The following is a 13,107-nucleotide window of genomic DNA, read 5'->3' on the forward strand; positions in this document are numbered from 1 at the left end:
TCCGTGCACTTTGTGTTGCGAACAATAACTTCTGAGAAGATCCGTATCCCGAGCCATCGGTTAATGGTTCCCTGCAAAACCGGCATAATGGCGGATCGCCCAGTCAACGACGGGAGCCCGCCTTGAGCGACGACGTCATCCGCATCCGCGGCGCACGCCAGAACAACCTTCGCGACCTGGATCTCGACCTGCCTTTGGGGGAGCTGGTGGTCGTCACCGGCGTGTCCGGCTCCGGCAAGTCGTCGCTCGCCTTCGATACCGTGTACTCGGAGGGGCAACGCCGCTATGTGGAGACATTCTCCCCCTACGCGCGGCAGTTCCTCGACCGCATGGACAAGCCCGCCGCGGACCGTATCGACGGCATACCGCCGGCCATCGCCATCGACCAGACCAACCCGGTGCGCACCTCCCGCTCCACGGTGGGCACCATGACCGAGCTCAACGACCATCTGAAGCTACTCTACGCGCGCGCCGCCACTCTCTACTGCAACGGCTGCGGGCGCCATGTCCAGCGGGACAGCCCCGACGGCATCTTCGCGCGCCTGCTCGAACGGGCCCCGGAAGAACGCGCCGTGATCCGCTTCCGCATCCACGTACCGGAGAATTTCAGCGCCGGGGAAATCCGCCAGCTCCTCGAGCGCCAGGGCTATACCCGGATCGAGGATGACAACGGCGCGTTGACGGTCACCCAGGACCGGGTCCGTCTCAGCGAGGATCGGCGCGATCGGATCGTGGAGGCGCTCGAAGCGGCGTTGCATCATGGGCGCGGCCATGTCGCCGTGCAGATCCTCGACGCCGGCCGGAACGTGGTCGCGGTGCACCGCTTTTCCTCGCAGCTACACTGCCCCGACTGCAACATTCATTACCGCGAACCGCAGTCGAATCTGTTCTCGTTCAACTCCCCCATGGGGGCCTGCGATCACTGTCGCGGCTTCGGCCGCGTTATGGGGATCGACTACTCCCTGGTCATACCCGACCCACGTCTAAGTCTCTCCGAGGGCGCGATCCGCCCGTGGCAGTCCGGGCAGTCGGCGGAATGCCAGCGCGATCTCATGCGCTACGCCAGGCGTCGCGGCATTGCCACCGACGTGCCCTGGCAGGAGATGGACGAAAGCGAGCGCGACTGGGTGATCGACGGCGAGGGCGACTGGGACGAGCCTGACACCTGGTACGGCGTGCAACGCTATTTCGACTGGCTGGAGTCGAAGGCCTACAAGATGCACGTGCGCGTGCTGCTGTCGAAATACCGCAGCTACGATCTCTGCCCCGTATGCCACGGCGCGCGCCTCAAACCCGAAGCCCTCGCCTGGCGGCTCGGCTCCCGGAATGACGCCGACGCCGTGCTCGGCAGCGAGCAGCGCTTCCGGCCCCATGGCGCCACGCTGGCGCCGGAGCGTCTGGCCACGCTGCCCGGACTCAATGTGCACGACCTCATGCGCCTGCCCATCGAGCGCACCTACCGGTTCTTCCAGGACGTATCGCTGCCCGCGCCCCTGGACGAGGCCGCAGAGCTGCTGCTCGAGGGCATTCGCTCGCGCCTGCGCTATCTCACGGAGGTGGGGCTCGGCTATCTCACCCTCGATCGCCAGTCACGCACGCTATCCGGCGGTGAGGTTCAACGCATCAACCTCACCACCGCGCTCGGCACGTCGCTGGTCAATACGCTGTTCGTGCTCGACGAGCCCAGCATCGGCCTTCATCCACGGGACATGCAGCGCATCGTCGAGATCATGCACCGACTGCGCGACGCCGGTAACTCTCTGTTGGTGGTGGAGCACGACCCCCAGGTGATGCTCGCCGCCGACCGGCTCATCGACATCGGCCCCGGTCCCGGTGAGCGCGGCGGCAGTATCGTCTTTCAGGGATCGCCGCCGACGCTACTCGAGGCGCAGTCGTCGCTGACAGCGGACTACCTCACCGGCCGTCGCCGCATCGTCGCCGATAATCCCTCACCGAATTCGCCGCCGGAACGCTGGATCAGCGTGCGGGAAGCCGCCGAGCACAATCTCCGCGGCATCGACGTGCACCTGCCGCTGGAGCGGCTCACGGTGCTCACCGGCGTCTCCGGCTCGGGGAAATCCACGCTCATGAGCACGGTGCTCTACAACGGCCTGCGCAAGCTCAAGGGCCGCCCCACCGATGCACCCGGGAGACACGAGCGGATCGAGGGACACGAGGCGATCGACGACGTCATCCTGGTGGACCAGTCACCCATCGGCAAAACCACCCGCTCCAATCCCGCGAGCTACGTGGGCGCGTTCGATGCCATCCGCAAGGCCTTCGTCGCCGAGCCGCTGGCCCGCGAACGCGGCTATACCAAGGGCACCTTCAGCTTCAACGCGGGAAACGGTCGCTGCCCCACCTGCGGCGGCAACGGCTTCGAGCACGTGGAGATGCAGTTTCTATCCGACGTCTACCTGCGCTGCCCGGACTGCGACGGCCGGCGCTATCGCGACGAGTTGCTGGAGGTGAAGCTGCCGCCGTCGAAAGGCGCTGACGCTCGACCCCGCTCAATCGCCGAAGTGCTGGAGATGACCGTCACCGAGGCGATGACGTTCTTCGCCGATTACCCGGAAGTGCAGCGAGCACTGGAGCCCCTGGAAGGCGTGGGCCTTGGCTACCTCAAGCTCGGCCAGCCGGTGCCGACGCTCTCCGGCGGCGAGGCACAAAGGCTCAAGCTCGCCGGGTACCTGGCCAAGGTGGCCGGACGCAAGCGCGAACGCGAGCGGCTGCTGTTCCTATTCGACGAGCCCACCACCGGCCTGCATTTCGACGATGTGGCCGTACTACTGCGCGCATTCCGCCGCCTGATCGCGGCGGGGCACTCCCTGGTGGTCATCGAGCACAACCTCGATGTCATGCAGGCGGCCGACTGGATCGTGGACCTGGGCCCGGAGGGCGGCGACCGGGGCGGCGAGGTAATCGCCGCCGGTCCACCGGAGGCGATCGTGGCCGAGGGTGCGAGCCATACCGGCCGTGCTCTGCTCGCCTACAGCCACGCCCGGGACATGACGCACCTCGCCGACGCCGGCCACACCGACGCCGGGGTGCGCGACGCCCCCCCGGCATATGCCCACCGCGACCAGATCCACGTTCACCACGCCCGCGAGCACAACCTCAAGGGCATCGATGTGGACGTGCCGCGCAACAAGCTGACGGTGATCACCGGGATATCCGGCTCGGGCAAGTCCACGGTCGCCTTCGATATCCTGTTCAACGAGGGGCAGCGGCGTTACCTGGAATCCCTCAACGCCTACGCACGGCAGTTCGTCCAGCCGGCGGCACGCCCGGACGTGGACGCCATCTTCGGCATTCCACCGACGGTGGCCATCGAGCAACGCACCAGTCGGGGCGGTCGCAAGAGCACGGTCGCGACCATGACGGAGGTCTACCATTTCCTGCGGCTGCTCTTCGTCAAGCTCGGCACCCAGCGCTGCCCGGACTGCGACATTCCCATCGAAGAGCAAACGACCGAGGCCATCGTCGCACGGCTGCTGCGCGACTATCGTGGGCGACGCATACGTCTGCTGTCGCCACTGGTCGCCGCCCGCAAGGGGTACTACACGGATCTCGCCAAATGGGCATCGGGCAAAGGGTTCCCGCATCTGCGGGTGGACGGTGACGACCTGCCCACGGATGACTGGCCGCGCCTGGACCGTTACCAGGAACACGACATCGATCTCCCGGTGGCGGCTGTCACGGTCGATGCGGACGACGAGCACGCTCTGCGCGCCGCCCTGGAACAGGCCCTGGACTACGGCAAGGGCACGGTGAAGGTGGAGCACGACGGCGACGACATCCTGCTTTCCACTGAGCGCGCCTGTCCCGGCTGCGGACGCAGCTTCGAAGCGCTGGACCCGCGACTTTTCTCCTACAACTCCAAGCACGGTTGGTGCCCGGGCTGCTACGGCACCGGTGAAGTGCTGCCCGGGTTCGATGCCGAGCAGACCGGCGAAGAACGTACCTGGACACCCAACGAGGCGGATGAGGGCGCCCCGGAAACCTGTGCGGCCTGTGACGGGCGTCGCCTCAACCCGGTGGCGCTGGCGGTACGTCTCGGCGGGCGCAGTATCGCCGACTTCACGGCGGAATCCGTGGAGCAGGCGGCAACCACGGTCGCCAAGCTCGCCCTGACCGGACGCGAGGCGGAAATCGCCCGGGACATCATTCCGGAAATCGCCAACCGCCTCGCCTTTCTCCGGGAGGTGGGCCTGGGGTATCTGACGCTGGAGCGCGGCGCGCCCACGCTTTCCGGCGGGGAGGCGCAGCGTATCCGGCTCGCCGCACAGCTCGGCTCCAACCTCCAGGGCGTGTGCTACATCATGGACGAGCCCACCATCGGCCTGCACCCCCGGGACAACCGCATGCTGCTGGACACGCTCGCGCGCCTGGAGGGCAAGGGCAACACCATCGTGGTGGTGGAACACGACGAGGACACCATCCGCCGCGCGGAGCACGTGATCGACCTCGGACCGGGCGCCGGCGTGCACGGCGGCCGCGTGGTGGCCGCGGGCGATGTCAACGCCCTCCTCGCGAATCCCAACTCGACCACCGGCCGCTGCCTGGCGGAACCGCTGCGCCACCCCCTGCTCGAACATCGCCGTGCCGAAGCCGACGAGCAAATCCGCATCACCGGTGCGCACCGCCACAACCTGCGCTACGTGGACGCACGCATTCCCCTGGAGCGCCTGGTCTGCGTTACCGGTGTATCCGGGTCCGGGAAGTCGACGCTCGTGCGGGAGGTGGTGCACGGCAACCTCAAGCGCCTCATCGCCGAGCGCCGTAAGAAGCAGCGGCCCGCCCTGCGCGGTTGCGATGCCATCGAGGGCTGGCAGAGCGTCGACCGGGTACTCGAGGTGGACCAGACGCCCATCGGCAAGACACCGCGCTCCTGCCCCGCCACCTACGTGGGCTTCTGGGACGACATCCGCCGGCTCTTCGCCCAGACCGAGGAGGCGCGCATCCGCGGCTACGGCCCCGGGCGCTTCTCGTTCAATACCCGGGACGGCCGCTGCCCCGGCTGCGACGGCCAGGGCGTCAAACGCATCGAGATGAGCTTCCTGCCGGACGTGACCATGCCCTGCGACGTCTGCCGGGGCATGCGATTCACGCCCGAGACCCTGGCCGTGCAGTGGCGCGGCAAGTCCATCGGCGACGTGCTCGACATGAGCGTCGACGAAGCCGTCGACTTCTTCGCCGCCCACGCCAAGATCCATCATGCCCTGCGCCTGCTCCAGGATACCGGCCTCGGCTACCTCACCCTGGGCCAGCAGAGCCCGACCCTGTCCGGCGGCGAGGCCCAGCGGCTGAAACTCGTCACCGAGCTCGCCAAGGCGCGTCCCGATACCGGTCGGCGGAAGTCGCCGCATACCCTGTACGTGCTCGACGAACCGACCGTAGGCCTGCACATGGCCGACGTGGAAAAACTCGTCCGCGTCCTTCACCGGCTGGTCGAGGCCGGTAACACGGTGACCGTGATCGAGCACAACCTGGACATCATCGCCGAGGCAGACTGGCTGCTGGACATGGGGCCGGAGGGCGGCGACAGCGGTGGCAGGCTCGTGGCGGAAGGCGCACCGGAAACCGTCGCCGAGGCCGACTCCCACACCGGACACATCCTCTCGGAGTTCCTGCGGGAACGCAGCCGGGATGTGGCGCGGCACACGCAGGAGGCAGGAACATGAACGGTTTTCAATTAACATCTGTTTTTTATTCGTTTGTCACAACATAAGCCCGGGTCGACAATGGCGCTCCAATTTTGTTCACGCAAAAGGAGCGTTTAATGCACGCTACTCATAATTTGGGCTATCCAAGGATAGGAGCCCGCCGCGAGCTCAAGCGGGCACAGGAGCAGTACTGGCGGGGCGACATCGATCAGAGCGCACTGCGCCGGGTCGGTGCGGACCTGCGGCACCGGCACTGGCAGGCACAGGCGGATGCCGGCGTGGACCTGGTACCCGTCGGGGATTTCGCCTGGTACGACCAGGTCCTCGCGACGACACAGATGCTCGGCGCGGTGCCGGAGCGCTTCCTCGAGCACGGCGCCCCCGACAGCCTCGACACGTTCTTCCGCATGGCCCGCGGCAAATCCGCCTCCGGGGCCACGGTGTGGCCGTGTGAGCTCACCAAGTGGTTCGACACCAACTACCACTACCTGGTACCGGAATTCACTGCCAACACGCGCCTCGAGCTCAACCCGGACGAGCTGCTGGAGCAGATCGCCGAGGCCCGCAAGCTCGGGGTCACCCCCAAGCCGGTGATTCTGGGCCCGGTGACCTGGCTGTGGCTGGGCAAGCCCGCCGAGGACGGCTTCGATCACCGCTCGCTGCTGCCCCGGGTTCTGCCGTTGTACCAGCAACTGCTCGCACGCCTCGCCGAGGCCGGCGTCTCCTGGGTGCAGATCGACGAGCCGATACTCGCCACGGACCTGGACGAACACTGGGGCACGGCGCTGCGCGAGGCGTACGCCGCCCTCGCCGACGCGCCGGTGCACCGCCTGGTGGCGACCTACTTCGCCGGCCTGGAGGACAATCTGGCCCTTGCCGCAGAGCTGCCCGTCGACGGACTCCACGTGGATCTCGCCCGTGCCCCGCAGCAGCTCGATGACGTCCATCGTGCCCTGCCGGCGGATCGGGTGCTCTCCGCGGGCATCGTGGATGGCCGTAACATCTGGCGTGCCGACCCGGCCCCGCTGCTGGAACGCCTCGAGACCGTGGCCAGGGCGCGCGGCGAGCGGCTGTGGCTGGCACCCTCGTGCTCACTGCTGCACGTTCCGGTGGACAAGGAGCGCGAGAGTGCGCTGGAACCCGCGATAAAGGGGGCCCTGTCATTCGCCCGGCAGAAACTCGACGAGCTCGCCGTCCTGCGCAAGGCACTGGCCGAGGGACGCGATGCCGCGGGCGCCGAGATCGAGGCGGCACAGGCCGCCCGTCAGGCCCTCGCCGATGCGCCCGGAGTGCGCAACCCGGATGTTCGCCAGCGCATGGAGCAGATCAGCGAGCGCGACGCGCAACGCGGAAGCCCCTGGGCGGAACGTGCCCGACAGCAGCGTGAGCGGCTTCGGCTACCGCTGATCCCGACGACGACCATCGGCTCGTTTCCGCAGACGACGGAGATCCGCCGCACCCGCCGCGACTTCAAGGCCGGACGGATCAGCGAGGCGGACTACAACGAGGCAATGCGCCAGGAGATTGCCCACGCCATTCGCGAGCAGGAGGCGCTCGACCTGGACGTGCTCGTCCACGGCGAGGCCGAGCGCAATGACATGGTCGAGTACTTCGGCGAGCACCTCGCCGGCTTTGCCTTCACCGAGGGGGGCTGGGTACAGAGCTACGGCTCGCGTTGCGTGAAGCCGCCGGTCATCTACGGGGACGTGAGCCGGCCCTCACCAATGACCGTCGAGTGGAGCCGCTATGCACAGTCGCTCACCGAACGTCCCGTCAAGGGCATGCTCACCGGTCCCCTGACGATCCTCCAGTGGTCGTTCCCCCGCGACGATCAACCCCGCGCCGAGACCTGCCGGCAGATCGCACTGGCGCTGCGCGACGAGGTGGTGGACCTGGAGCAGGCCGGCATCGCGGTGATCCAGGTTGACGAGCCCGCGTTGCGGGAAGGGCTGCCACTGCGCCGCAGCGGCCATGCGGCGTACCTGGACTGGGCCGTGGAATCCTTCCGCATCGCCGTCTCCGGCGTCCGCGACGACACCCAGATCCATACCCACATGTGCTATTCGGAGTTCAACGACATCCTCGCCGGCATCGCGGCGCTGGACGCGGACGTGATCACCATCGAGGCGTCGCGCTCCGATATGGAGCTCCTCGACGGATTCGAGCGATTCGCATACCCCAACGAGGTCGGTCCCGGGGTCTACGACATCCATGCCCCGCGCGTGCCCACGGAAGAGGAGATGCAGGACCTCCTCCGGGCAGCGGCGCGGGTGATCCCCGCCGAACGACTCTGGGCGAACCCGGACTGCGGCCTCAAGACCCGCCGCTGGGACGAAGTGCGCCCCGCGCTGGCCAACCTCGTCGCCGCCGCCAAGGGCGTTCGCGAGAACATCGCCGCCTAGTGCGACGCAAAAACGGCGGAGCCCGATCGGGCTCCGCCGTTCGTCCTGTGCCAACGAGCCCATGTCGGCAGCACGTCACCGTTCCACGGGGATGCGCCGGGAGCGGGCGTTCTCACGCTTGCCGATCTCGATGCGCAGCACGCCCTGCTCGCCGCGTGCCTTCACCGCCTCCGGATCGGCGGTCTCCGGCAGCGTGAAGCGGCGATAGAACACGCCGTGGGAACGTTCGCGGCGACGCACGCCCCCCTCCTCGCTCGCGCTCTCGCTGGTGCGCTCACCCCGAATCGAGAGCACGCCATTGTCCATCGTCACTTCGATGTCTTCCGGCTTCACGCCCGGAACGTCCGCCTCCACGATGAAGTGCTCGTTGTCCTCGCGGATATCCACCGCGGGCACCCATTGACTGGTTTCCACGGTGGAAAAATCCCGCGCGAGGTCGAATAGCGGCGAGTTCAACAGCCGGCTGAACTCGTTGGCAAAGCCCGTGAGATTCTGACTGGGACGATAGCGCGTGAGCTCCTCCGTCATGATCCTCACCTCCTGCTAGCTGCGTTCTCGCCATGAAACGTTCACCGCGATTCCACAGCTTTACATGGAGGTAGAAGCCGCAATTTCAAGGGCTTGACCGGATGAAATCCACTGATACATCAAGCCGTGGGTGAGCTCAGCTTGCCGCCACGCGATCCCGCAGATACACCGGCACCACCGTTTCCGGCGCTGAACCACCAGTTCGCGCATACTCGGCCTGGGCAAGCGTGAGGCAGTCACGCGCATGCGGGAGGCAGGTTTCATCCACCCGGCTCAGCCGGCACCCCGTGGCGGCGGCAAGCGCTTCACCGTAGGCTGCGAAGCCGGTTCCCGCTCCCATCCAATCGCTCTCGTCGCCGGCGAGCACGACATTCTCCGGCGCGCTGACGCGCTCCTGACCCTGCAGCGCCGCGCGTCCGTCACGAATGGCGAAGCAGCCCCAGTACACCTCGCCCATGCGTGCGTCCATCGCGACCATCACCCGTGGGGCTGCGCACGCGCGATACGCGCCCTGGGCCACGGTCGCCAGCGTGGACACTGCCACCAGCGGCAAGTCCGCGCCCAAGGCGAGGCCATGCGCCACGCCAACACCGATGCGCACACCGGTGAACGAGCCGGGGCCACGACAGCAGGCAATCGCCGTAAGCCGGTCCAGCCCCGTCTGCGCATCGGCAAGCACGGCGGTGACCATGTCAAGGACATGCTGCGAGTGGCCGCGCCGGACGACCGCCTCACGCGTGAACACCCCCGACGCCGTCGTCAGCGCTACGGAACAGGCCTCGGTGGTCGTGTCGATCGCCAGCATAGCGCTCATGGGTGCGTCTCCGCGAAACGGTCACCGGTCCCGGTGTCCGCGTCCTCTGCCATATCCTCGTGGTCGAAATCGAACTCCAGCTGCAGGTTGCCGGAGGCGTACGCCTCGAACGTCCCGGTGTAGGGCGAGCTGCTGGACGTCATATGGTACGCCGTGGCTTCCGCCGCCGACAGTGGCTCGCCCACCCGCTGACGGAACAGGGCATAACCGGCCAGTGACAGTGCCGCGCCTCCCAGCGTCCAGAACAGTCCCGTGGGGCCGATCATGCCCATTAGCTGCGCTGTCACCACCGGGCCCACGATCATGCCAATGCCGTGGACCAGCAGCAGCCCGGCGCTGGCGCCGAGCAACTGCGTGCTGTCCACGAAATCCGTGGTCAGTGACACCGACAGCGGATAAAGCGTGAACGCCAGTCCGCCCCACAGGACCGCCAGAGCTACCACCGCCTGCTCGCTCAGCCCGGTGACGTAGACGATGGCAAAGCTGCAGCTCGCCACCGCTCCGGAGACAGTTGCGATCACGTCGCGGCGGTTGTACAGATCGGAAAGGCGGCCTATGGGGTACTGCAGCAGAAACCCGCCGACGATCGTCAGCCCCATCAGCGCCGCGATCATGGTCTGGCTGAAGCCGGCTCCCTGCGCGAAAACCGGGCCCATGCCGAGAAACGACCCATTGATCACCCCGGCCGCGGCAGCGCCCACCAAACCGAGCGGAGAGGCCCGGTAGAGCTCGCGCAGGCCAATGGGGCTGGTCTCCCGCAGCTCCGGGGACGATGTCCGGGTGATCGTCACCGGCACGAGCGCCAACCCGATGAGCACCGCGGAAAGGCTGAATAGCTCGAACCCCGCCGGCTCGCCCACCAAGAGCATGAACTGCCCGGCCCCCAGGCCGACGTAGGTGACCACGCTGTACACGCCGAAGACCTGGCCCCGATACTCCGACGGCGTACGGTCGTTCAGCCAGCTTTCCACGACCATATAGAGCCCGGCGATGGCAAAGCCGTAAACGAGGCGCATCGCGCCCCACACCGAAGGCAGGATGAAAATCGGGTACGCGAGCGTGCTGGTCGCGCCGATGGCCGCCAGCGCCGCGAACGCGCGGATATGGCCGACGCGGGCGATTATCCGGCCGCATATGCGGGTGGCCAGCACGAACCCCACCGAGTAGCAAGCCGTGACCAGACCGATGACCTGGGTGGGAAACCACTCCATGGTCATGCGCACACCCACCAGGGTGCCGAGCAAGCCTCCGCCCGCGAGGAGCAAGCCGAACGAGAGAAACAGCGCAATGAATGGCGAAAGCGTATAACGCATGCGGTTCGAACGCTCGTGGGGTTCTCCGGGATGGTGCGCACCGGCGCCGGTCCGATCGCACGTCGAGCGGCCGACCAGCGGGAGCATAGCGAAGCGTGGACGCCGTTACCACTGCTGCGGAACTATCGGCCGCCATCGAGAACGGCAATAAAATTAAATCAAATTCAATAACTTATATTCAACAAATAAAGTCACACGACAGGGTACATCTTGACCACCCACGGCGTCGATGGTCTAATAATTCGCCAATTTTAGCGACGGAGACGAAATCCTTTGGATTTCAAATCCCTCGGCACCTGCCCGGCAGCCCCCGCGAATTCCCCGACTCGCTTACTCGATCCATCGCCTTGCTGATGGCGGCCACAGGGCAGCGCCCGTTGCCACGCGAGCTGCCGTGGCGAGGCGTGCGCCCTCACGTGCACTACCCTGAACACAAGGCTATGCGCCAGGCAGGTCCGCGCATGCAACCGGGAGGAGTACATCTGTGAACGACAAGATCGAGGTGGCCGACATCCACCTCCGCCAACCCACGGTCGCCGACGGGGCCGGGATGTGGCGTGTGGTCAAGGAATCCGGTGTGCTGGACCTCAACTCCAGCTACCTCTACCTGCTGATGGCGCGCGATTTCGCGCGCACCTGCGTAGTGGCGGAACACGCCGGCGATATCGTGGGCTTCGTCACGGGCTACCGGCGTCCCGACCGCCCTGAAGCCGCCTTCCTCTGGCAGGTCGGCGTGCTTGCCCGCGCCCAGGGACTGGGGCTCGGCAAACGGCTCGTCGCTGCTTTTCTCCGCGCACCGGGCTGCCAGGGCGCCACGGTCCTGGAAACCACCATCACGCCGGATAACGCCGCCTCGCGCGCCCTCTTCCGCGCCATTGCCCGCGACCTGGGCACCGGCTGCGAGGTGGGGCCGTGCTTCCGGGCGGCGGACTTCCCCGAAGCGGGGCACGAGGACGAAGAGCTCTTCGAAATCGGTCCTTATTCCCCCGAGAACCTTCAAACATTGACTTACTGAGGTACCCCTGATGGAACTGATGGACGCCATCAACCGTTACGAGTCGGAGGTGCGCAGCTACGTGCGCAGCTTCCCCACCGTTTTCGAGAAAGCGCGAGGCTCCTACCTCTACAACACCGAGGGCACCGCCTACCTCGACTTCTTCGCCGGCGCCAGCGTGCTCAATTACGGGCACAATCACCCGGCGATGAAGGAAGCTCTGATCGACTACCTCGCCGGTGACAACATCACGCACAGCCTGGACATGGCGAGCGTGGCCCGGGCCGAGTTCCTGCAGGCCTACCACGACATCATCCTCGCCCCGCGCGGCATGAACCACCGCATTCAGCTGCCTGGCCCCACCGGCACCAACGCGGTGGAGAGCGCGCTGAAGATCGCCCGCAAGGTCAAGGGCCGCGAAGGGCTGGTAGCATTCACCAACGCCTTCCACGGAATGACACTCGGTTCGCTGTCGGTGACCGGTAACCAGTTCAAGCGCGACGGCGCCGGCGTTCCGCTGTCCTACACAGCGTCGATGCCGTACGACAGCTACTTCGGCGGCGAATTCGACACCATCGATTACTTCGAGAAGATGATACAGGACGGCGGCAGCGGCGTCGGCGTGCCGGCGGCGGTCATCGTCGAGACGGTCCAGGCCGAGGGCGGCGTGCGCGTGGCCAGCAAGGAGTGGCTGCAAAAGCTCCAGGACCTCTGCCGGCGGCTGAATATGCTGTTCATCGTCGACGATATTCAGACGGGTAACGGCCGTACGGGACGGTACTTCTCCTTCGAGGAATACGGCCTGGATCCGGACATCATCACCGTGTCCAAATCCCTGTCCGGCTACGGTCTGCCCTTGTCACTGGTCCTCGTCAAGCCCGAGCACGACATCTGGGAGCCGGGTGAGCACAACGGCACCTTCCGCGGCTTCAATCCGGCATTCGTGACCGCCCGGCGCGCCCTCGAAGTCTTCTGGCAGGACGACCAGCTCGCCAACGAGGTAGCGGCCAAGGGGGCACACGTGCGCAAACGCCTCGAAGAGATCGTGGCGAAGTACCCGCAGACCAACGGGGAGGTTCGCGGCCGCGGCCTCATGCAGGCCATCGAGTTCGAGAATCACGACCTCGCAGGCAAGATCTCCGAGCGCGCGTTCGCCCACCAGCTCATCATCGAGACCGCCGGGCCGGACGACCAGGTGCTCAAGCTGCTCCCGCCGCTGACGACCTCACAGGAAGACCTGGACAAGGGCCTCGACATCATCGACACCGCACTCAGTGAGGCCATCGCCGAGCTCGGGATTGCCTCGTCCCGCGCCTCGGGGGAATAATGCGGCCAGCGGTCGGCAGCCTGCAGCGAGCCGGCACGCACGACCATCCGCCAGGGGGCGGTC

At 66.6% G+C, this 13,107-nt stretch carries 7 protein-coding genes; 4 read left to right on the plus strand and 3 right to left on the minus strand.

Going from position 1 to position 13,107, the window contains the following annotated elements:
* Positions 1-122 precede the first annotated feature (122 nt).
* Together uvrA and metE are read left to right on the plus strand one after the other, a co-directional pair.
* Entirely contained in the window at positions 123-5,684 is a 5,562-nt protein-coding gene (uvrA, locus tag ACPEES_RS00970; protein ID WP_435099951.1) for an excinuclease ABC subunit UvrA, read from the plus strand.
* Between the two features lie 98 nt (positions 5,685-5,782).
* On the plus strand, positions 5,783-8,068 hold the full coding sequence (metE, locus tag ACPEES_RS00975) for a 5-methyltetrahydropteroyltriglutamate--homocysteine S-methyltransferase (protein WP_435099954.1): 2,286 nt from the start codon (positions 5,783-5,785) through the stop codon (positions 8,066-8,068).
* 75 nt (positions 8,069-8,143) lie between these two features.
* On the opposite strand, the gene ACPEES_RS00980 is transcribed toward metE, so the two are convergent.
* The 3 genes from ACPEES_RS00980 to ACPEES_RS00990 all read right to left on the minus strand — a co-directional run bounded on the left by ACPEES_RS00980 (position 8,144) and on the right by ACPEES_RS00990 (position 10,723).
* Positions 8,144-8,596: an Hsp20/alpha crystallin family protein gene (locus ACPEES_RS00980; protein WP_435099957.1), complete on the minus strand. Its 453-nt coding sequence runs from the start codon at positions 8,594-8,596 to the stop codon at positions 8,144-8,146.
* Positions 8,597-8,732: 136 nt separating this feature from the next.
* A complete protein-coding gene (gene tsaB, locus ACPEES_RS00985; RefSeq protein WP_435099960.1) occupies positions 8,733-9,410 on the minus strand; it encodes a tRNA (adenosine(37)-N6)-threonylcarbamoyltransferase complex dimerization subunit type 1 TsaB in 678 nt (225 codons plus the stop codon).
* On the minus strand, positions 9,407-10,723 hold the full coding sequence (locus tag ACPEES_RS00990) for an MFS transporter (protein ID WP_435099963.1): 1,317 nt from the start codon (positions 10,721-10,723) through the stop codon (positions 9,407-9,409). Before ACPEES_RS00990 ends, tsaB begins: the two co-directional genes overlap by 4 nt.
* 484 nt (positions 10,724-11,207) lie before the next feature.
* Here ACPEES_RS00990 and ectA point away from each other — a divergent pair, with 484 nt between their 5' ends.
* The gene (ectA, locus tag ACPEES_RS00995) at positions 11,208-11,738 is read left to right on the plus strand and encodes a diaminobutyrate acetyltransferase (protein ID WP_435099966.1); all 531 of its coding nucleotides are present in this window, start codon (positions 11,208-11,210) and stop codon (positions 11,736-11,738) included.
* A 10-nt stretch (positions 11,739-11,748) separates the two neighbouring features.
* Positions 11,749-13,044 carry a diaminobutyrate--2-oxoglutarate transaminase gene (ectB, locus tag ACPEES_RS01000; protein ID WP_435099969.1) on the plus strand — a complete coding sequence of 432 codons (1,296 nt, stop codon included), beginning with the start codon at positions 11,749-11,751 and terminating at the stop codon, positions 13,042-13,044.
* The last annotated feature ends 63 nt before the right edge of the window (positions 13,045-13,107 follow it).

This window comes from Arhodomonas sp. AD133, assembly GCF_051195215.1.
In the GTDB taxonomy this organism is placed as follows: domain Bacteria; phylum Pseudomonadota; class Gammaproteobacteria; order Nitrococcales; family Nitrococcaceae; genus Arhodomonas.

What these genes read in the sequence shown, in the direction of transcription:
- metE (WP_435099954.1), top strand. Translation starts at nt 5,783, where the DNA reads ATGCACGCTACTCATAATTTGGGCTATCCAAGGATAGGAGCCCGCCGC.
- ACPEES_RS00980 (WP_435099957.1), bottom strand. Translation starts at nt 8,596, where the DNA reads ATGACGGAGGAGCTCACGCGCTATCGTCCCAGTCAGAATCTCACGGGC.
- tsaB (WP_435099960.1), bottom strand. Translation starts at nt 9,410, where the DNA reads ATGAGCGCTATGCTGGCGATCGACACGACCACCGAGGCCTGTTCCGTA.
- ACPEES_RS00990 (WP_435099963.1), bottom strand. Translation starts at nt 10,723, where the DNA reads ATGCGTTATACGCTTTCGCCATTCATTGCGCTGTTTCTCTCGTTCGGC.
- ectB (WP_435099969.1), top strand. Translation starts at nt 11,749, where the DNA reads ATGGAACTGATGGACGCCATCAACCGTTACGAGTCGGAGGTGCGCAGC.